Origin of the sequence: Flavobacterium croceum DSM 17960 (assembly GCF_002917885.1) — a bacterium.
Classification (GTDB): domain Bacteria; phylum Bacteroidota; class Bacteroidia; order Flavobacteriales; family Flavobacteriaceae; genus Flavobacterium; species Flavobacterium croceum.
Genome location: NZ_PQNY01000004.1, coordinates 196931 through 217144, shown reverse-complemented (window position 1 = coordinate 217144; position 20214 = coordinate 196931). Strand labels below are relative to the sequence as shown.

Annotated in this window: 20 protein-coding genes; 12 read left to right on the top strand and 8 right to left on the bottom strand. The window is 33.5% G+C overall.

The genetic code is table 11. The features are described 5' to 3' along the window. Positions 1–51: 51 nt before the first annotated feature. From Q361_RS04590 to Q361_RS04580, 3 genes are all read left to right on the top strand, one after another. A complete protein-coding gene (locus Q361_RS04590; RefSeq protein WP_103725538.1) occupies positions 52–495 on the top strand; it encodes a GNAT family N-acetyltransferase in 444 nt (147 codons plus the stop codon). 142 nt (positions 496–637) lie between these two features. Continuing rightward, the gene (locus tag Q361_RS04585; RefSeq protein ID WP_169929261.1) at positions 638–1525 is read left to right on the top strand and encodes an OmpA family protein; all 888 of its coding nucleotides are present in this window, start codon (positions 638–640) and stop codon (positions 1523–1525) included. A gap of 102 nt (positions 1526–1627) precedes the next feature. After that, positions 1628–2806 (top strand): AIR synthase related protein, encoded by a 1179-nt coding sequence (locus tag Q361_RS04580; protein WP_103725537.1) that lies wholly within the window; start codon positions 1628–1630, stop codon positions 2804–2806. A 12-nt stretch (positions 2807–2818) separates the two neighbouring features. On the opposite strand, the gene Q361_RS04575 is transcribed toward Q361_RS04580, so the two are convergent. Continuing rightward, positions 2819–3241 (bottom strand): VOC family protein, encoded by a 423-nt coding sequence (locus Q361_RS04575; protein WP_103725536.1) that lies wholly within the window; start codon positions 3239–3241, stop codon positions 2819–2821. A 1-nt stretch (position 3242) separates the two neighbouring features. Continuing rightward, positions 3243–3653 (bottom strand): SRPBCC domain-containing protein, encoded by a 411-nt coding sequence (locus tag Q361_RS04570; RefSeq protein WP_103725535.1) that lies wholly within the window; start codon positions 3651–3653, stop codon positions 3243–3245. Positions 3654–3689: 36 nt separating this feature from the next. Between Q361_RS04570 and Q361_RS04565 the strand changes: the two genes are divergently transcribed. After that, positions 3690–4127 (top strand): hypothetical protein, encoded by a 438-nt coding sequence (locus Q361_RS04565; protein ID WP_103725534.1) that lies wholly within the window; start codon positions 3690–3692, stop codon positions 4125–4127. A gap of 36 nt (positions 4128–4163) precedes the next feature. Here Q361_RS04565 and Q361_RS04560 read toward each other — a convergent pair whose 3' ends face one another. The 6 genes from Q361_RS04560 to Q361_RS04535 form a co-directional block, all read right to left on the bottom strand. Then, on the bottom strand, positions 4164–5417 hold the full coding sequence (locus Q361_RS04560; RefSeq protein WP_103725533.1) for a peptidylprolyl isomerase: 1254 nt from the start codon (positions 5415–5417) through the stop codon (positions 4164–4166). Between the two features lie 10 nt (positions 5418–5427). Then, complete coding sequence (locus tag Q361_RS04555; RefSeq protein WP_103725532.1) at positions 5428–6534, bottom strand: peptidylprolyl isomerase; 1107 nt, start codon at positions 6532–6534, stop codon at positions 5428–5430. A 41-nt stretch (positions 6535–6575) separates the two neighbouring features. Next, a complete protein-coding gene (gldI, locus tag Q361_RS04550; RefSeq protein ID WP_103725531.1) occupies positions 6576–7166 on the bottom strand; it encodes a gliding motility-associated peptidyl-prolyl isomerase GldI in 591 nt (196 codons plus the stop codon). A 1-nt stretch (position 7167) separates the two neighbouring features. Beyond that, positions 7168–8172, bottom strand: coding sequence for a DHH family phosphoesterase (locus Q361_RS04545; RefSeq protein WP_103725530.1), 1005 nt, complete (start codon positions 8170–8172; stop codon positions 7168–7170). Positions 8173–8246: 74 nt separating this feature from the next. Then, complete coding sequence (gene crcB, locus Q361_RS04540; protein WP_103725529.1) at positions 8247–8618, bottom strand: fluoride efflux transporter CrcB; 372 nt, start codon at positions 8616–8618, stop codon at positions 8247–8249. After that, the gene (locus Q361_RS04535) at positions 8619–9875 is read right to left on the bottom strand and encodes a DEAD/DEAH box helicase (protein ID WP_103725528.1); all 1257 of its coding nucleotides are present in this window, start codon (positions 9873–9875) and stop codon (positions 8619–8621) included. A 116-nt stretch (positions 9876–9991) separates the two neighbouring features. Between Q361_RS04535 and guaA the strand changes: the two genes are divergently transcribed. From guaA to mnmA, 8 genes are all read left to right on the top strand, one after another. After that, a complete protein-coding gene (gene guaA, locus Q361_RS04530) occupies positions 9992–11521 on the top strand; it encodes a glutamine-hydrolyzing GMP synthase (RefSeq protein ID WP_103725527.1) in 1530 nt (509 codons plus the stop codon). 166 nt (positions 11522–11687) lie between these two features. Then, positions 11688–13634: a LysM peptidoglycan-binding domain-containing protein gene (locus Q361_RS04525; RefSeq protein WP_103725526.1), complete on the top strand. Its 1947-nt coding sequence runs from the start codon at positions 11688–11690 to the stop codon at positions 13632–13634. After that, positions 13634–14044: an OsmC family protein gene (locus tag Q361_RS04520; RefSeq protein WP_103725525.1), complete on the top strand. Its 411-nt coding sequence runs from the start codon at positions 13634–13636 to the stop codon at positions 14042–14044. Before Q361_RS04525 ends, Q361_RS04520 begins: the two co-directional genes overlap by 1 nt. Further along, positions 14041–14256 carry a DUF3820 family protein gene (locus Q361_RS04515; RefSeq protein ID WP_103725524.1) on the top strand — a complete coding sequence of 72 codons (216 nt, stop codon included), beginning with the start codon at positions 14041–14043 and terminating at the stop codon, positions 14254–14256. The genes Q361_RS04520 and Q361_RS04515 overlap by 4 nt, the downstream gene beginning before the upstream one ends. A gap of 243 nt (positions 14257–14499) precedes the next feature. Continuing rightward, positions 14500–16116 carry a CTP synthase gene (locus Q361_RS04510; RefSeq protein WP_103725523.1) on the top strand — a complete coding sequence of 539 codons (1617 nt, stop codon included), beginning with the start codon at positions 14500–14502 and terminating at the stop codon, positions 16114–16116. Positions 16117–16188: 72 nt separating this feature from the next. Continuing rightward, a complete protein-coding gene (gene yidC, locus Q361_RS04505; protein WP_103725522.1) occupies positions 16189–18087 on the top strand; it encodes a membrane protein insertase YidC in 1899 nt (632 codons plus the stop codon). Positions 18088–18144: 57 nt separating this feature from the next. Continuing rightward, on the top strand, positions 18145–18876 hold the full coding sequence (locus tag Q361_RS04500; RefSeq protein ID WP_245874607.1) for a toxin-antitoxin system YwqK family antitoxin: 732 nt from the start codon (positions 18145–18147) through the stop codon (positions 18874–18876). A gap of 92 nt (positions 18877–18968) precedes the next feature. Continuing rightward, a complete protein-coding gene (gene mnmA / locus Q361_RS04495) occupies positions 18969–20156 on the top strand; it encodes a tRNA 2-thiouridine(34) synthase MnmA (protein ID WP_103725521.1) in 1188 nt (395 codons plus the stop codon). The last annotated feature ends 58 nt before the right edge of the window (positions 20157–20214 follow it).

Below are 20214 nucleotides of genomic sequence, written 5' to 3'. Positions count from 1 at the left end.
GAGATGCAATTTCAACAGAGTTTTTTCTTTACCTCATAAATTATTTTGAAAATGAAAATAGTACGAACAAATTCTTCCAATAAAGATTTTAAAACTTTAGTAGTAAAACTAGATAAAGAATTGGAAATACGAGATGGAGAAATGCACAGTTTTTATCATCAATACAATACGATAGAAACAATCAATGAGGTTGTTGTTTTATATGTTAATGATAAGGCTGTGGCTTGTGGAGCATTAAAAAAATATCATGATAATATGGAACTTAAAAGAATGTTTGTACTACCAGATTATAGAAGTAAAGGTTATGCTACCACGGTTTTAAAAGAACTTGAAATATGGGCAAAAGAGCTAGAGTTTAAACAAATAATTTTGGAAACAGGGATTAATCAGCCCGAAGCGATTTCATTCTATATAAAAAATGGTTATATACAAATTGAAAATTATGGTCAATATAGCGGGATAACTACTAGCTTATGTTTTTTAAAAATACTATAAACATTAAAATTGACTTTGGTACGATTTTAGGTATATTTGAATGATATAGTTATAAAATCGTTACAATTAAAAACGTTATGCAAGTAAACACCAATGAATAAACGATTTTATACTATTTTATAAAATAAATAAAAATATACAAATGAATAAATTTCTTTCTATAGTCATTGTGCTTTTGGTGGTAAATACCTACGCTCAGCAACAATTTTCAGTATATTTTGATTCTAATAAGTATGAAACAAATGCCACAGAAACCAAAAAACTACAACGTTGGATTTACGAAAATCCATCTGTAAAAATTGTAGCCATAAATGGCTATACAGATGAAGATGGTACAAATGTGTTTAACGACAGTTTAGCTAAAAAAAGAGTAGATTTTATTTTTAAATTAGTTAAAGATAAAATAAAAATTAGAGAAGATTTTAAAACGCGAAGTTTTGGAGAAAATTTCAAACAATCAAAAATTAAAGCAGAAAATAGAAAAGCGATAATTTATTATTTATTAGCCAAAGATATTCCTAAAGAAAATGAAATATTAGGAATAAAGCCCGAAGTATCTGTAACTAAATCAGAAAAAAAGAACATAAAGTATCCAGAAAAAATGATTTTTGAAAATCCAGATGGTACTAAAAGTGAATACGATTTGGATGTAAAATTTATGAACGAAGTTACACAAGCAAAAATAGGTGATAAACTCAAAATAGAAAACCTCAATTTTGTTGTAAATACGTTTATTGTAGTTCAATCTTCTAGAAAAAAACTGTACGAACTACTACTCGTAATGCAAAATAACCCTGATTTAAAAATAGAAATACAAGGGCATTTGTGTTGCCAACCTATCGATAGAGTAAATCTTTCAACACAAAGAGCACAATCGGTTTATAAATTTTTGGTAGCCAATGGTATAGATAAAACCCGATTGAGTTACAAAGGTTTTGGTAGCACACAACCTATATATTCTTTGCCCGAAAAAAATGAAGAAGAACGAGCAGCCAACCGCAGGGTAGAAATTTTGGTTGTACAAAACTAAACCATATACATTGTTTGTTAAAAATACTTTTAAAAATTTCTACATTCATATTTTAAATTGAATAACTAAAAAGTATCTTTGCCCTACAACACACAACAACACATGATTTCCGAAAACAACCAACGCTACAACCAACGAGGCGTTTCTGCATCTAAAGAAGATGTACACAATGCTATAAAAAATATAGATAAAGGTTTATTTCCAAAGGCTTTTTGTAAAATAGTTCCAGATTATTTAACAGGCAACGAAGATTATTGCCTAATTATGCATGCCGATGGAGCAGGAACAAAATCGTCTTTGGCCTATATGTATTGGAAAGAAACAGGAGATTTGTCTGTTTGGAAAGGCATTGCCCAAGACGCTTTGATTATGAATGTAGATGATTTACTGTGTGTAGGCGCCGTAGACAATATTATGCTTTCTTCAACCATTGGGAGAAATAAAAATGTAATTCCAGCAGAAGTAATTTCTGCCATTATTAATGGCACAGAAGAACTTATCAAAGAGCTTAAACAATTTGGAGTAAACATACATACTACAGGAGGTGAAACAGCAGATGTAGGCGACTTGGTGCGTACCATAATTGTAGATTCTACCGTTACAGCTCGAGTAAAAAAAACAAATGTTATTGATAATGCTCATATTAAAGCAGGCGATGTTATTGTAGGGCTCGCTTCTTACGGGCAAGCTACTTACGAAAACAGTTACAACGGCGGAATGGGTAGTAATGGGCTTACTTCGGCTCGCCATGATGTTTTTGCAAAATATCTAGCAGAAAAATATCCAGAAAGTTTTGATAATGCAATACCAAGCGAATTAATTTATTCTGGAAATATAAATCTAACAGATTATATTCCAGATACACCATTGAACGCAGGAAAACTTGTGCTTTCTCCAACCCGAACTTATGCTCCTGTGATAAAAAAAGTATTAGAAAAATATACAGCAAGTCAAATACACGGCATGATACATTGTAGCGGAGGGGCTCAAACCAAAATATTACATTTTGTTGATAATTTGCATATTATAAAAGACAATTTGTTTCCAATACCACCACTTTTTAAACTGATACAAGAACAGTCTAAAACTACTTGGAGAGAAATGTATCAAGTTTTTAATTGCGGACACAGAATGGAACTCTATGTTTCACAAGATATCGCAGAAGATATTATTGCTATTTCAAAATCATTTCAAATTGATGCACAAATTGTGGGTAGAGTAGAGGCTAGTGATACAAAAAAACTCACTATAAAAAGTGAGTTTGGTGTTTTTGAATATTAAAAATAAGTGTAATTAAGCATCAAGCAGTTTCTGAATATCAAATTTTACCATTTGTTGTAAAGCGGCTACAACTTTTGGTGCTTTTTCTGGGTTGCTCATTAATTTACCAAGCACACTTGGAACAATTTGCCAACACAAACCATATTTATCAGTAAGCCAGCCACAGGCTTTTTCTTTTCCGCCATCTAAAAGTTTTGCCCACAAATAGTCAATTTCTTCTTGTGTATCACATTCTACAACAAATGATACGGCTTCGTTAAATGTATGATATGGGCCACCATTAAGCCCCATAAAATCTTTTCCGTTTAATAAAAAACGAACAACGTAATCATTTTCAGATATAATTTTTGAGTTTTCAAAAATAGAACAGTAAAATAGAGCCGCTTCTTTTGCATTTCCATCAAACCATAAACAAGGGTAACTAGATTGTATCATATTAATGGGTTTCTACATATTTTTTAAAATTATCCAAAATAGCCTGCCAACCAACTTGTTGCATTTCTACAGTATTGATGTTTTCGGGTTCAAATACTTCTGTAACGGTTGTAGTATCGTTGTCTTCTTCAAAATATACAGAAACATTTCTGCCATCGGCTATTTTATATTCTAAGTAATTATTGTTTTTTACAGTGGTATAAACTCCTTCAAAATCAAACCCAAAACTACCGTCTTTGGCTTCCATGCGAGATACAAATTTACCACCTACTTGTAAGTCATTTTCGGCTTTTGTAGTATGCCAATCTTCGGAGGCATTATTCCATTTAACAATATGTTTTGGATTGGTAAATTTTTCCCATACTATAGAAATATGCTCTTTTATATTTGTTTTAATAGTAATTTTGTTCATTATAATAGGGTATAATAATTTGATAATTGTAAAAATATGGAAATAAAATTAAAGTATGGCATTGCAAATTTGTTATTTGGTATGAAGACGAATGATGTAGAACAATGCTTAGGGAAACCAGATAAAAAAACAACAGACGATGATAAAAACTCAATCTATATCTATACTAATCTAAAATTAAAACTTACTTTTTATATTGATGAAGAATTACGGTTTGGCTATTTTGCAACCACAAATCCAAGTGTTACTATTTTTAATGTTTCGGTTATATCAAAACCTATTTCTCTTGTTATGAAAGAATTGGAGAATCATAAAATAACAAAATGGGAAACTTCTGAAGATGAAAACTACGTGTATTATTTTAATGAAAGTAATTGGATTACCTTACAAACAGAATTTGATGAGGTGGTTCGAGTAGAAATTGGAGCTGTTTTTAATGAAAAAGAAGATGAATTTGACTGGAAATATCTATAAAAAAAGAGGCTGAAAAGCCTCTTTTTTATGTATTCTTTATTTTGTTGGAGGTGTTTCTAATAGTTCAACCTCAAAAATAATATTGCTGTTTGGAGGAATCACATTGCCCGCACCTTTTTCTCCATATCCTAAATTTGATGGGATAAAAAACACGGCTTTGTCGCCAAAAGACATTAGGTTTAACCCTTCTAAAAACCCAGGTATTAAGCCACCTTTGTTGCCGTATTGAAAAGGAAAAGGTTGGTATCCATTATTAGCACCTCTATTAGCGTCATATTTTCCAAACTCTTTATTCACGCTTTCGTAGCTACTATCAAATAGAGAACCATCTTCCAAATATCCAGCATAATGCACATATACCGTAGCTCCTTCGGCTGGTTTTTTACCATTGCCTTTTTGAGTAAAACTATATTGTAAACCACTTGCAGTTTTTGTAGAAGTAAGTTTTATTGCTTTAAGTTTTGCCAATTTAGCAGCAGCTACAGGTGCAAATTGTTTGGATAATTCGGCTTTCTTTTTAGCTTCAGCTTCGGCTTTTTTCTTTTGAAATTCGGCTGTTATCGCTTCTAGTTTTTTTCTGTTTTCAGCGTTTTTTACAGCTTGATTTTTATCAAAATCAGTTTTGGTAGCCATATAGTCTGCAAAAACTTTCGAAGCATCGAACTTTTTAGCATCTTCACCTTTTCTTTCAAATGTAATTTTATTGATTACATCATCTTGTTTTATAGCGTTTACAACGTCTTGCCCTTTTATTACATGTCCAAACACAGTGTGTTTTCCGTTTAACCAAGGAGTTTCAACATGTGTAATAAAAAACTGACTTCCATTGGTACCTTCTCCTGCGTTTGCCATAGATAGTATGCCAGGACCTGTGTGTGGTAAATCTGTAATTTCATCTACAAATTTATAACCAGGTCCGCCAGAACCATTTCCATCTGGATCTCCGCCTTGTATCATGAAATTTGGTATAACACGATGAAATTTTAAACCATCATAAAAATGTTTTCCTTTAAATTTTTCTTCAACAGCTGTGTTGGTGCCTTCTGCTAATGAAATGAAGTTGGCAACTGTAATTGGTGTTTTTTTGTATTCTAGAGCCAAAACAATGGTTCCTTTGTTGGTTTCAATAGTAGCAAAAATACCATTATCGTCCATGGTTTTTACTTCTAGAGGTTCTGTTTTTTTAACTACGGTAGTTGTCGTTTTTTTGGCTACTGGTTTTTTCTTTTTAGTTTGTGCAAAACTTAAAGAAGCACAAAGAATTACAAGGGTTAAAAATTTTAGTTTCATTATAAAATAATTATTTAATTTCTATTTCAAAAATAATATTAGCATTTGGCGGGATAACATCTCCTGCTCCGTTTTCGCCATAACCTAAGTTTGAAGGGATAAAAAATAGGGCTTTATCGCCTTTGTGTAATTTTGTGATACCTTCTTCAAAACCAGGTATTAATTTTCCTTTTTCGCCTACTACAACGTCTAAGCTTGAATAGGCATTTTGAGCAGCTCTTTCTGGGATAAAAGTCCCGAATTTTTTGGCAACTTCTGGGTTGCTTGTGTCAAAAAGTGTACCGTTTTCTAGAAAACCAGAATAAGCTACTTTTATGGATGTACCTTTTGCTAATATTTTGCTTTCTCCAGCTTGAGTAATTTTGTATAAAAGACCAGAAGGAAGTTTTGTAGCGCTCGATTTTTGTTGTGCAAAGTAGGCTAATTTTTCAGAAATTACTTTTTCAAATTTCTGTCTGTATTTTTTCTCTTCTTCTTTTTTTAATGCTTCTTGTTGTTTTACAAATTCTTGTTGTTTTGCATAAGCATCAGAAAATATTTTAACAGCATCAAATTTTTTGGCATCTTCACCTTTTCTAATGATTTTTATCGCACTTATTTCGTCGTTTAATTCGGTATTATTTACCACGTCCATTCCTTCTATCACATACCCAAAAACAGTATGTTTACCGTCTAGATGTGGTGTGGCAGCAAGCGTAATAAAAAACTGACTTCCGTTGCTATTTGGCCCAGAATTTGCCATAGATAGCGTGCCTGCTTTATTGTGTTTTAAATCTGAAAATTCATCTCCAAATTTATAACCAGGATCTCCAGTACCATTACCTAGTGGATCGCCACCTTGAATAACAAATCCAGGTTCTACTCTATGAAAAACCAATCCATCAAAAAATGGTTTTCCTTTTACATCTTCTGTAACAAACGGATTTGTGCCTTCTGCTAAAGAGACAAAGTTTGCAACGGTAACAGGTGCTTTTTTGTATTCTAGTTGTAGCAGTACAGTTCCTTTTGGTGTTTCAATTTCAGCATACAAGCCATCTTTCAAATTTTGGTGTTTGTCTTTACAGCCTAGTAATAGCAAGGCAACTAAAATGGTTAAACTTAAAAATTTGGTTTTCATTTGTAAATATTTATTTTAAAACAATAGTAAATTTCAAACCATTACTCTTGTGTTAATGGCTCTTTTATGGGTTTGATAGGTGTGGTTTTTTGTTCTTTTTTAAAATGAGTTAAAGTTACAGTGCAAATTATTGGTTCGTTGGTGCCTATACGATTGTTATCGCCATGATAACCGTATGCTACATGTGATGGGAATAAAAACTGAACGGTTTCTTTTTTATGCATTAATTTTAAACCATGTCTTAATCCTATTAAAATATCTTGTTTGTCTACAATGTATGTTTGAGGTTTAAGTTCTGTTTGAGAGTAAATGATATTCCCTTTTAAATCTTTTATCTCATAATCAAAATAAGCAATATCTCCTTTTTTTGGAGTGAGCGTGTCTTGGTTGTTTTGTACAATATAGCGATACCAATAACCTTTGTTGGAAGCTATATATTTTACGTTTGGATTACTTTTGATAATAGAGTCTATTTGTCCTTCTTCACCTTTTACTATTTTTTTATTTCGTTCTACAGATTCTTTTAGGAAAGTACCAGATGAATGTGAAATAGGGCGACGTGCTTGTGGTTCTTTGCAAGAAATGAGCAAGATAAGAAAAAGAACAATGCTTAAATATTTAAAGTTTATCATGTTATATATGAATTTCTGAAACTATTTTTTCAAATTTTTGAAGTGTAACCTGCATATTGTCAAACGATTTTCCGCCTGCTGCATTAATATGACCTCCGCCGTTAAAATGCGTTCTCGCAAACTGATTTACATCAAAACTGCCTTGCGATCGAAACGAAATTTTGATGTAGCCTTCTTGCTTTTGTTCTATAAATATGGCAGCAAAGCTAATGTTTTTAATGGTAAGTCCATAGTTTACAATGCCTTCTGTATCGCCTTTTACATAATTAAATTCTTGAAGTTCTTGTTGCGATAAACTTGTATAGGCTGTTTTGTATTGAGGTAAAACTTTCATGTTTTGTAATGCACGCCCTAATAGATGAAGTCTATCAAAAGAATTGTTGTCAAAAATTAAATTAGGGATTTCAGTATTTGGGGCGCCCAAATCTATTAAATCGGCTACAATTCGGTGGGTTGTACCCGTAGTTTTAGGGTATCTAAATTGTCCGGAGTCGGTCATAATACCTGTGTACAAACACGTAGCTATATCCTTATCAATAAGCTCTTTTTTATTGAGCGCAACTAGGGTGTTATACACCATTTCGCAAGTAGAACCAAAACGCGTGTCTGAATAAGTTATTGTGGCATAGGTTTCGGGCAATTCATGATGATCTATCATGATAAATGGCACGGTTAAGTTTTTTAACACCTGTTCCAATTCGCCTGTTCTATGCAAAGCATTAAAATCTAATGTAAATATTAGATCTTGACGAGCAAGTAGTTGAGCAATTTCTGCTTTGTTATTTTCGTAAATCAAAACCGTTTCACTAGAGGGCATCCAAGCTAAAAATTCTGGAAAATCATTAGGAGAAATTACTATAGGTGTGTGGTTGAGTTTTTTAAGAAAAAGGTATAAAGCAAGCGTAGAACCCATGGCGTCTCCGTCTGGGCTACGATGAGGAATAATGGCAATCTGTTTTGGATTTGCCAATAGTTCTTGTAATTGTTGAACTTGTAACGTATTCATAGCCTGCGAAGATACAAAAATATTCCTACTAAAGTATGTCGAAATTCGCTAACACTTCGTTAAATAAACACGAGTTATTTGGTACAATAGATGCCCAATGCCACAGCTAGAATTCCTACAATAACACTCGTGGTTATGTAAAGTAAAGCTATAGGAAATTGTTGTTGCTGTAGTAAAGACTGATTTTCTAAACCAAAAGTAGAAAACGTGGTGTACCCGCCACAAAAACCAGTTACTAAAAACCATTTTAAACCTGAATTTTCAACAGTGTTTTTATCGAGATAGCCTACAAATAAACCAATAAGAAAACAACCTACTATATTAGTAATAAAAGTTGCCAAAGGAAATGTTTGATTGTAATATTTGGAAACCCAAATAGAGGTAAAATACCGCAATACACTACCCAAAGCACCGCCCAAGGCGATAAGTAAAATGTTTTTAATCATTTAATACCAACGTTTTTTGTTCTTTTTAGCTCCTTCTGATTTTCTAGAGTTTACGTTTTTATTTTTGTTTCTTAAATCGGGCTTTTTTTGGACTTTTACATCTTCGTTTTTAGGTTCGTTGTTCCAAGGAAAAGGGTGGTCTTCTACCACTTTTATTTTCATTCGGATTAATTTTTCAATATCTTGCCAGTATGGTTTTTCATCTTTTCCGCAAAATGATATTGCCATACCACTATTTCCTGCTCGACCTGTTCTACCAATACGGTGTACATAAGTTTCAGAAATATTGGGCAAATCAAAGTTAATCACATACGGCAAAAGTTCAATATCAATACCTCGTGCGGCAATATCGGTAGCGACCAAAACATCGATTTCTTTGTTTTTAAAGGCTTCCAAAACACGTTGTCTCGCTGTTTGAGATTTGTCTCCATGTATAGCCTCTGCAAAAACACCATTTTTCTTTAATGCTTTTACTACATTGTCTGCGCCATGTTTTGTTCTAACAAATACCAAAACATTTTTTAATTTATCATTTCTAATAATGTGATAGAGCAGTTTTCTTTTGTCTTCTTTTTCTACAAAATATATTTTTTGGTTTACATTTTCGGCTGTAGATGAAACAGGAGCAACGGCAACATATTTTGGTGATTTTAGTATGCTATCTGCCAATTCTCGTATTGCTAGTGGCATTGTAGCAGAAAACAAAAGCGTTTGTCTGTTTTCGGGTATAAGTTTGATTGTTTTTTTTACATCATTAATAAAACCCATATCAAGCATTAAATCTGCTTCATCTAGTACCAAATGGTGCAATCCGTCAAAATTAACAAAACCCTGTTTGTGTAAATCCAATAGTCTTCCTGGTGTAGCAATAAGTACGTCAAACCCTTTTTTTAATTGCTCAACTTGTGGAGTTTGGTTTACGCCACCATACAAAACCATAGAAGTAATGTTGGTGTATTTTCCGTAGGTTTCAAAGCTTTCTTGTACTTGTATAGCAAGTTCGCGAGTAGGTGTAAGTACTAGGGTGCGTAACTGTTTTCTTTTGGTATTTCCTCCTACAATTCTATGTAAATAATGAAGAATAGGAATGGCAAAGGCAGCGGTTTTTCCTGTTCCTGTTTGTGCACAAGCTACTAGGTCATGCTCTTCCAAAATTACAGGTATGGCTTGTTGTTGAATAGGAGTGGGAGTTGTGTAGCCTTCTTCTTCAACAGCATGAAGGATTGTTCTATGTAAATGTAAATCGGTAAATGTCATTCGAATAATTTGTGCAAAGATACGTTTTTTTAACCGAGTGCATTTTTCATTACAAAAACATGCACTATTTGTCTAATTCAGATTTTTATAATAGCTAAAAAATAGTACTTTTGCACATGCAACACAACGTACTTATTTTAGATTTTGGCTCACAATACACACAACTTATTGCGCGCCGTGTAAGGGAACTTAATATTTTTTGCGAAATTTATCCTTACAACCATTTTCCAGAAGATTTATCTGGATTTAAAGCTGTTATTTTATCGGGAAGTCCTTATTCTGTAAGAGCAAACGATGCTCCGCATCCAAATTTAACTCATATTAAAGGAGTTAAACCTCTTTTAGCTGTTTGTTATGGAGCCCAATATTTGGCCCATTTTGGAGGTGGTGAAGTAGCTCCTAGTACTATAAGAGAATACGGTAGAGCAAATTTGGATTTCATTAAAACCGATGAAGTTTTATTTGACGGAATTGCTACAGGTAGTCAGGTTTGGATGAGCCATTCAGATACCATAAAGCAACTGCCTACAAATGGTGTTTTACTTGCTAGTACCAAAGATGTTACTAATGCAGCTTACAAAATAGAGGGCGAAAACACGTATGCTATTCAATTTCACCCAGAGGTTTATCACTCAACAGATGGAAAGCAATTGTTAGAGAATTTTTTATTAAAAATAGCCCACATTGAACCTAATTTTACCTCTACTGCTTTTGTTGAAGATTGTATAGCCGATTTGCAAAATCAATTACAAGATGACAAAGTAGTGTTGGGGCTTTCGGGTGGTGTAGACTCTACAGTAGCAGCCGTATTATTGCATAAAGCTATTGGTAAAAATCTCTATTGTATTTTTGTAAACAATGGGTTATTGCGTAAAAATGAGTTCGAAAATGTATTAGAACAATACAAACACATGGGACTTAATGTAAAAGGAGTCGATGCCTCGCAACGTTTTTACGAAGCTTTAGCTGGTGAGAGTGATCCAGAAAAGAAAAGAAAAATAATAGGCAGGGTTTTTATTGAAGTTTTTGATGATGAAGCGCATCAAATAGAAAATGTAAAATGGTTGGCACAAGGAACAATTTACCCCGATGTTATTGAGTCAGTTTCTGTAAAAGGTCCTTCGGCTACTATTAAATCGCATCATAATGTAGGAGGTTTGCCCGATTTTATGAAACTTAAAGTAGTAGAACCTCTTAGAATGTTGTTTAAAGATGAGGTGCGTAGAGTAGGAAAGACATTAGATATAGACGACGAGCTTTTGGGTAGACACCCATTCCCAGGTCCAGGTTTGGCTATTAGAATACTTGGCGATATTACTCCCGAAAAAGTACAACTTTTACAAGAAGTAGATGCTATTTTTATTAACGGACTCAAAGAACACAACCTTTATGATAGTGTATGGCAAGCAGGAGCTATTTTACTGCCTGTAAATAGTGTTGGAGTTATGGGAGACGAGCGCACTTATGAGAAAGTAGTCGCTCTAAGATCGGTTTCCTCTACCGATGGTATGACTGCCGATTGGGTACACCTACCTTACGAATTTTTGATAAAAATTTCCAACGAAATTATCAATAAAGTTAAAGGTGTAAATAGAGTAGTTTATGATATTAGCTCTAAACCACCTGCTACTATAGAATGGGAATAAAATATTAAAATTTAGAAACCTACTTTAAAAACCTCTATCAAATTTATTTTTTGTAAATTCATAGAGGTTTTTTTGGTGTTAATATTGCTTATTTTGTTCTAAAAAATAAAACCGTCATCTTTTTCGGAATACATTTTGCATATATTTGTTTTATAAAAATATACCTATGTTTAAATCTTTTTTTTATATAAGTTTCTTTTGCTTTAGCGCTATTGTATTCGCTCAAAATTATACCAAGCATACAGTACAACAAGGCGAAACAGTTACGAGTATTGCGCAAAAATATAAAATTACACCAAGCGATATTTACCGATTAAATCCAGATGCCCAAAATGGATTGTCTTATAATGCCGTTTTACTTATTCCAAAAAGTACTACTCCAACCACAACTTCTTCCGAAAAAAAAATCACGCACACTATAGTTGCCAAAGAAACTCTTTACGGAATAGCCACAAAATACAAAACTACTGTAGAGGCTATTGAAAAAGCAAATCCAATACTCAAAGAAAAAGGCTTACAAGTTGGGCAAGTTATTGTTGTTCCAAGTTTGTCTCATTCGAAATCTAATCTAGAAGACAAAGTTTTAGCACTCAATAAAACGACGCATATTGTGCAAGAAGGTGAAACAAAATATGGAATAGCCAAACAATATAGTATAACGGTAGATGAACTAGAAAAATATAATCCGAGTATTAAAGATAATTTACCCGTAGGTGCTGTATTGAATATAAATGCTCAAAAAAAAGCAACGGTTTTAGTTTCTACAAAAGAGATTGAAACATCAACACCACCCACTACAAAACCCGAAACACCTAGCAAACCAGAAGTTTCATTGCCTAATAATTTATACAATTATACTGTAAAAGCAGGCGAAACATTTTATAGATTAACCCATAAATTTTCGATTTCTCAAGCCTCTCTTATTGCTTTAAATCCAGAGCTTAACGAGGGTGTTAAAGAAGGTATGATACTTAGAGTTCCGGCTTCGGTATCTGTAAAAAAAGAAGTGTTGAGTAGTTTTAAAGACCTTACAAAATCTATAAACAATCAAACTAGAAAAGAACTGGTGCTTTTTATACCTTTTAATGCTTCAAAAATTCAAAACGATACTTCGCAAACCGTACAAGAGCGCCTTAAAAAAGACAAGTTTCTAAACCTTACACTCGATTTTTATTCGGGAGCACTTATGGCTATAGATTCTGCCAAAACATTAGGACTAAATGTAAATGTTCGTGTTTTTGACTCGCAAGAAACCAAAAATAGCACATCTGCGTTAGCCTTATTAAGGTCAAACGATTTTAGCAAAGCCGATGCAGTAATAGGGCCGTTTTATCAAGTAAATGTAGAAAAAATTGCCGAAGCATTAGAAAACCAAAATATTCCTGTTATTTCACCACTTTCAAAAGAAGAAGGTAACAATTACAGTAACTTATACCAATCTATGCCTACACCACAAGCTGTAAAGAACGCCATGTTTGAATACATGCAAAAAAAAGAAGGAAACATTATAGCTGTAGTAGATCCAAAAAAAATAGCGATAAAAGAATATATAGAGCAGTATCAAAAAGAAACCCAAATAGTACCTCTTTCCGACAAAGGAACAATTACTGCCGATAATATCAAAAAAATGCTCGTAAAAGGGAAAATGAACTATGTTATTATGGAGTCGGAAAAAACAGGTACTATTAATCTTATATTAAATACACTTATTGCAGCACAAAAAGAATATCAAGTAAACTTGGTAATTTTAGAAGAAAATGAAACACTTAATTTCGAAGAAATCCAGCTCAGCAAACTTACCAAATTAAAAATGACATATCCATCAATAAATAGAGATAACGATTTGCGCGACGCTCAACTTTTTGAACGATATTATAAAAAGAAAAACAATACACTGCCAAGCGCCTATGCCACTCGCGGATTTGATTTAACATTCGATACCTTGTTGCGATTGTCTCAAAATACCGAATTTTCAAACAATGCAGTATCTATAGCCACACAATATGTAGAAAATAAGTTTGATTATGCTCCAAAAGTATCGGGTGGATTTCTCAACGAAGGCGTACATATTTTGTATTACGACACCGATTTAACCATAAAAACAGCCAACTAATGCCAACAAGTACAGTAACTTACCTAGGAGATTTGCGTACCACATCGGTACACGAGTTTTCACAATCGCACATCATAACCGATGCGCCATTAGACAATCATGGTAAAGCACAAGCTTTTTCTCCTACAGATATGGTTGCCAATAGTTTGGCTACCTGTATGTTTACCGTTATGGGCATCAAAGCACGCGATATGCAGGTAGACATTGCAGGTTCTACAGCAACGGTTACCAAAATTATGGGAACAGAACCACGCAGAATAACAGCCATTCAAATACAAATTGTTATGAAAGGTGATTTTGATTCAAAAACCAAAACAATACTCGAAAACACAGCCAAAACCTGCCCCGTTTGGCATAGTCTACACCCAGAAATTAAAAAAGAAATCGAATTTAATTGGGATAAAATTTGACACCACAACAAGAGCAATTACTCCAGTTAGCCAAAGCCAAAATGCCCTATGGAAAATACGAAGGTCGGTTTTTAATAGATTTACCTGAATATTATTTGCTATGGCTCAAAAACAACCGACTTCCGCAAGGAAAATTAGGCGAACAAATACTGCTTATTTACGAAATTAAACTCAACGGATTAGAGCCACTCATTCGTAAACTTCAAAAGTAAAACCAATAATTTTTGAAGCTATTTCCTGCTATCCATTTCAAGTCCGCAACCCAAACAGCTATTTTACACGGTAAAAACGAGCTTCCTTTGGTCGCTGTTTAATACCTGTAAAATATACTGTTTTGGTTTTACGGGCTTTCCATTACTATCAGGGCTAAAAAATAAAGTATTCGCAATGTCTCACATTGCCACATTCATTTATAAATACTATTTTTGCGCACACAACAACACAACAACAATACCATGAATCAAACCAAGTATATATTTGTTACCGGCGGTGTAACATCATCTCTCGGCAAAGGAATTATAGCCGCCTCATTAGCCAAGCTTTTACAAGCAAGAGGCTATCGAACCACTATTCAAAAATTCGATCCTTATATTAATGTAGACCCAGGTACACTAAATCCTTACGAACATGGAGAATGTTTTGTAACGGACGATGGTGCAGAAACTGATTTAGATTTAGGGCATTACGAACGATTTTTAAACGTTCCAACCTCTCAAGCCAACAACGTTACCACGGGCAGAGTATATCTATCAGTAATAGAAAAAGAACGTAGAGGAGAATTTTTAGGAAAAACAGTTCAAGTAGTACCACACATTACCAACGAAATAAAAGAACGTATGCAGTTGCTTGGCAAATCGGGCAATTACGATATAGTTATTACCGAAATAGGTGGCACTGTAGGCGATATAGAATCGTTGCCTTATATAGAATCTGTGCGTCAGCTTGTTTGGGAGTTGGGCGAAAACAATAGCATTGTTATACATCTTACACTAGTGCCTTATTTGGCAGCAGCAGGCGAACTCAAAACCAAACCCACACAACATTCTGTAAAAACACTTATGGAAAGTGGTATCAAAGCCGATATTTTGGTTTGTAGAACAGAACATGAGTTGTCGCAAGAACTAAAACAAAAATTAGCTTTATTTTGTAATGTAAAACCCGATGCTGTAATACAATCTATAGACGCATCAACCATTTATGAAGTTCCCAATTTAATGCTAGAAGAAAAGCTCGATGTAGTAGCCTTAAAAAAGTTAGTATTACCCGAAAAATCGGCGCCAAATTTAACCCAATGGAATGATTTTGTATATCGATTAAAAAACCCTAAGCATACCATAACCGTTGGTTTGGTGGGCAAATATGTAGAGCTTCAAGACTCTTATAAATCTATACTAGAAGCATTTATTCACGCAGGAGCAACACACAATACCAAAGTAAATGTAGTAAGTTTACATTCAGAATACATCAATGCCAATTCGGCAGAAACTCAGCTAAAAAATATCGATGGCATACTTGTTGCACCCGGTTTTGGCGAGCGAGGCATAGAGGGTAAAATAGAAACGGTAAAATATGCTCGAGAAAAAGGAGTGCCATTTTTTGGCATTTGTTTAGGTATGCAAATGGCTGTAATAGAATATGCTAGAAATGTGTTAGGTTGGAAAGATGCCAACTCTACCGAAATGAATCAAGCTACTGCACACCCCGTTATTTCGTTAATGGACGAGCAAAAACACATAACAGACAAGGGCGGTACTATGCGTTTAGGCGCTTGGAAATGTGCCATAGAAAACAACACGTTGGCATATTCTATTTATCAAAAAAATGATATAGAAGAACGTCATCGTCATAGATATGAATTTAATAATAACTATAGAGATCAAATAGAGCAAGCAGGTTTGGTGTGTTCGGGGGTAAATCCTGATACAGGTTTGGTAGAAATAATAGAGTTGCCCAACCATCCTTTTTTTATAGGAGTTCAGTATCACCCAGAATATAAAAGTACAGTTGTAAATCCGCACCCAATTTTTGTTAGCTTTGTGGCGGCTATTGTAAAAAATAAATACGGTTTGTAAACACGTGTGGTTTGCAATATATATAGAGAAAGTAATATGTAATTATTACTATAAAATTTAATAAAATAGATAATGGAAGAAAAAAAGTTCGATCGTAATTCCTTAATAGGCTTTTTGTTGTTGTTTGTTATTTTTGGTTGGATGATGTACAATACGAGCAAACAAACAGAGCAAGAAGAGCTCGAAAAAGCAAAAAAAGAAAAATTAGCTCAAAAACAAAAACAACAAGAGGCAGTTGCCCAAAAAATAACACAAGTAGCTGTAGACTCTACGGTTTCTGATACGGCAAAGCTTCAAAAACTAAAAACAACTCTAGGTAGTTTTGCATATTCGGCTACGTTACCATCTGCCAAAGATGGTTTTACAGTCCTAGAAAACCAATTGGTTACACTTAAAATAGCCAACAAAGGTGGCTATATTGCAGAAGCCACCTTAAAGAATTACGAAAAGTTTAAAAAAGGATCTGGAGATTTGGTGTCTCTTATCAAAAACAATAATTCAGCATTAAATATTGAATTAAAAACAACCGATAATAGGTTGCTTAACACCAAAGATTTGTATTTTGAACCAACAGTTTCCAAAGAAGGCGATAAACAGGTGCTTTCTATGAAACTTAAAGCAGGAAACAACCAATATTTGGAATACAAATACACTTTGCCAAGTAATGACTATATGATTGATTTTGATATCAATTCAGTAGGTTTAAATCAAGTATTAAATACAAATCAACCAGCAAATCTTTCTTGGGATTTAAAAGCCTTTAGAAATGAAAAAAGCGTTTCGTATGAAAATCGTTATGCCGAAATTTATTTTGAACATAAAGATGGGAAAGTAGATTATGCAGGTATAGGTAAAGAAGAAGATGAAACATTAGAAAAACCGACTTTTATTGCATATAAACAACATTTCTTTTCTTCAATATTATTGTCAAAAACAGCTATAGCTAGTGCTCAAATACATTCAAAAAATTTGGTAAAAGATGAAAAAGTAGATACTGTTTTTACCAAACAATTTTCCGCCAAAATGCCTTTAGCTTATGCAAATGGTGGACTTAACTACAAAATGAATTGGTATTTTGGTCCTACAGATTATAAAACATTAAAGAATTACGATAAAAATCTAGATAAAATTATTCCGCTTGGTTGGGGAATATTTGGTTGGATAAACCGATTTATTTTTGTGCCGTTGTTTGCATTACTTGGAGGTTGGATGTCATTAGGTCTTGCTATAATTGTGTTTACATTTATTATAAAAATAGCAATGTCTCCTATTACCTTCAAATCATTTTTATCGCAAGCCAAAATGAAGGTACTTAGACCCGAAATGCAAGAAATAAACGATAGAGTTAAAGACCCAATGAAACGTCAGCAAGAAACTATGAGTCTTTATCGTAAAGCAGGTGTAAACCCTATGGCGGGTTGTATACCAGCCTTGATACAATTGCCTTTTATGTACGCATCGTTTCAGTTTTTTCCGTCTGCTTTTGAGCTTAGACAAAAAAGTTTTCTTTGGGCAGACGATTTGTCTTCGTTTGACGAAATTGTAAAACTTCCTTTCAATATTCCTTTGTATGGAAACCATATCAGTTTATTTCCAATACTCGCTGCTATTGCAATTTTTATATATATGAAAATGACATCTGGCGATCAACAAATGGCACAACCAACCCAAGAAGGTATGCCAGATATGACTAAAATCATGAAAATGATGATTTATATATCGCCAATCATGATGTTAATTTTCTTTAATAGTTATGGTTCTGGATTGAGTTTGTACAACTTTATGTCCAATTTAATAACGATTGGTATTATGCTTATCATTAAAAAATATTTTATAGATAGCGATAAAATTCATGCTCAAATACAAGAAAATAAAACCAAGCCTAAAACAGAAAGTAAATTTCAGAAAAAAATGCGCGAAATGATGGAGCAAGCAGAAGCTCAAAAAGCCGCACAACAAAAGAAAAAATAATGAAAAGCTGTCTGTAAAGGCAGCTTTTTTTGCAATAATTATCAAAAAAATGCGTTTATGAAAATAAATAAAATCACCATGAAATTAGTATTTGTTTTATGTTTTTTTACTGTGAGTTTTTTTCAAGCACAAGAAATAAATAAGTTAGATGAAAAAGGATTAAAACATGGGCTTTGGAAAGGCGTTCATACAGAATCTAAACGACCGCGTTACGAAGGAACTTTTGATCACGGAAAAGAAATAGGAATTTTTAAATTTTTTGATGATACCAAAGCAGGTACATTAATTGCAACGCGTGAATTTAATACAAAAGATAATTCTTGTTATACTACATTTTACAATCAGAAAGGTTTTAAAGTAAGCGAAGGCAAAGAAGTTAATAAACTCTATGAAGGCGAATGGAAGTATTATCACTTAGATTCTGATAAAATAATGACCACAGAGTTTTACACACAAGGTAAACTAAATGGTGCTCGAAAAGTTTATTATAAATCGGGAAAAATAGCAGAAGAAGCCAACTATAAAGACGGTATAAAACAAGGTTTGTATAAAAAATATACCGAAGACGGAATCGTTTTGGAACAATCCAATTTTGTAAATGGCGAATATAACGGATTGGCAATTTTTAGAGATTCAGACAATTCCATTATAGCAAAAGGACAATATAAAAAAGGAATTAAAAAAGGAGAATGGGAAGTTTTGGACAAAAACAAACTCGTTAAAAAAAACATGGATAAGCAAAAACCAAAACGATTTGCAAAAAGAACCAAGCCAGTAGAAAAAGAATAATATAGATTTTATGAATACAAAGCATATACAGAAACTATTCTGTATATGCTTTTTTATTTCTATAAAGTTTACCTTTGCAAAAAAATAATATAATGAAACGTGTTGTAGTAGGACTTTCAGGAGGAGTAGATAGTAGTGTAGCTGCGTATTTACTTCAACAACAAGGGTATGAGGTGATTGGTCTTTTTATGAAAAATTGGCATGATGATTCGGTAACGATATCCAACGAATGTCCGTGGCTCGAAGACAGTAATGACGCTTTGTTGGTTGCTGAAAAACTAGGAATTCCATTTCAAACAGTCGATTTAAGCGAACAATACAAAGAGCGTATTGTAAACTATATGTTTCACGAATACGAAAACGGGCGTACACCCAACCCCGATGTGCTTTGTAATAGAGAAATAAAATTTGATGTGTTCATGAAAATGGCACTTTCTCTAGGAGCCGATTATGTTGCTACAGGGCATTATTGCCGTAAAGGAACCATAGAAAAAAACGGTAAATTTTATTATCAACTTTTGGCAGGAGTAGATACCAATAAAGATCAATCTTATTTTTTGTGTCAATTATCGCAAAATCAATTAGCCAAAGCATTGTTCCCAATAGGAGAACTTACCAAACCACAAGTGCGAGAAATAGCTACAAAACTAGACCTTGTAACTGCCGAAAAAAGAGACTCACAAGGATTGTGTTTTATTGGAAAAGTGCGATTACCCGAATTTTTACAACAACAATTACAACCCAAAGAAGGCATTATTGTAGAAATAAGTAACGATGCGCCATTGTACAATCAATCATTACCATTGTTTCAAAACCTACAAGAACAACTCGAATTTGAATCTCAAAAAATAAACTACCAACCCGAAATGGGTAAAGTAGTAGGTAAACATCAAGGCGCACATTATTACACTATTGGTCAAAGAAAAGGGCTTAATGTAGGCGGAACCAAAGAGCCTTTATTTATTATAGCAACCAATGTACAGCAAAATAGTATCTATACAGGTCAAGGCGCCAGCCATAAAGGTTTGTTTAGAAAAACCCTTCAAGTAAAACCCTTAGAAGTACATTGGGTACGAGAAGATCTAGCCTTAAACCCCAACCAAACGCTTGAGGTAAAAGCACGTATACGCTATAGACAAGAATTGCAACAAGCCACTTTGTTTTGCTATGAAAACGCATTTTACGTCCAATTTAAAAACCCTCAATCAGCCATTACCGAAGGGCAATTTGTAGCATGGTATATAGACGATGAATTAATTGGTTCTGGAGTAATTGCTTAAAAAATTTACTAGTTGTAGCAAAATCGGTAGTGCCATTGCTATACCTTATTCCTGCCAT

What these genes read in the sequence shown, in the direction of transcription:
- Q361_RS04590 (WP_103725538.1), top strand. Translation starts at nt 52, where the DNA reads ATGAAAATAGTACGAACAAATTCTTCCAATAAAGATTTTAAAACTTTA.
- Q361_RS04585 (WP_169929261.1), top strand. Translation starts at nt 638, where the DNA reads ATGAATAAATTTCTTTCTATAGTCATTGTGCTTTTGGTGGTAAATACC.
- Q361_RS04580 (WP_103725537.1), top strand. Translation starts at nt 1,628, where the DNA reads ATGATTTCCGAAAACAACCAACGCTACAACCAACGAGGCGTTTCTGCA.
- Q361_RS04575 (WP_103725536.1), bottom strand. Translation starts at nt 3,241, where the DNA reads ATGATACAATCTAGTTACCCTTGTTTATGGTTTGATGGAAATGCAAAA.
- Q361_RS04570 (WP_103725535.1), bottom strand. Translation starts at nt 3,653, where the DNA reads ATGAACAAAATTACTATTAAAACAAATATAAAAGAGCATATTTCTATA.
- Q361_RS04565 (WP_103725534.1), top strand. Translation starts at nt 3,690, where the DNA reads ATGGAAATAAAATTAAAGTATGGCATTGCAAATTTGTTATTTGGTATG.
- Q361_RS04560 (WP_103725533.1), bottom strand. Translation starts at nt 5,417, where the DNA reads ATGAAACTAAAATTTTTAACCCTTGTAATTCTTTGTGCTTCTTTAAGT.
- Q361_RS04555 (WP_103725532.1), bottom strand. Translation starts at nt 6,534, where the DNA reads ATGAAAACCAAATTTTTAAGTTTAACCATTTTAGTTGCCTTGCTATTA.
- gldI (WP_103725531.1), bottom strand. Translation starts at nt 7,166, where the DNA reads ATGATAAACTTTAAATATTTAAGCATTGTTCTTTTTCTTATCTTGCTC.
- Q361_RS04545 (WP_103725530.1), bottom strand. Translation starts at nt 8,172, where the DNA reads ATGAATACGTTACAAGTTCAACAATTACAAGAACTATTGGCAAATCCA.
- crcB (WP_103725529.1), bottom strand. Translation starts at nt 8,618, where the DNA reads ATGATTAAAAACATTTTACTTATCGCCTTGGGCGGTGCTTTGGGTAGT.
- Q361_RS04535 (WP_103725528.1), bottom strand. Translation starts at nt 9,875, where the DNA reads ATGACATTTACCGATTTACATTTACATAGAACAATCCTTCATGCTGTT.
- guaA (WP_103725527.1), top strand. Translation starts at nt 9,992, where the DNA reads ATGCAACACAACGTACTTATTTTAGATTTTGGCTCACAATACACACAA.
- Q361_RS04525 (WP_103725526.1), top strand. Translation starts at nt 11,688, where the DNA reads ATGTTTAAATCTTTTTTTTATATAAGTTTCTTTTGCTTTAGCGCTATT.
- Q361_RS04520 (WP_103725525.1), top strand. Translation starts at nt 13,634, where the DNA reads ATGCCAACAAGTACAGTAACTTACCTAGGAGATTTGCGTACCACATCG.
- Q361_RS04510 (WP_103725523.1), top strand. Translation starts at nt 14,500, where the DNA reads ATGAATCAAACCAAGTATATATTTGTTACCGGCGGTGTAACATCATCT.
- yidC (WP_103725522.1), top strand. Translation starts at nt 16,189, where the DNA reads ATGGAAGAAAAAAAGTTCGATCGTAATTCCTTAATAGGCTTTTTGTTG.
- Q361_RS04500 (WP_245874607.1), top strand. Translation starts at nt 18,145, where the DNA reads ATGAAAATAAATAAAATCACCATGAAATTAGTATTTGTTTTATGTTTT.
- mnmA (WP_103725521.1), top strand. Translation starts at nt 18,969, where the DNA reads ATGAAACGTGTTGTAGTAGGACTTTCAGGAGGAGTAGATAGTAGTGTA.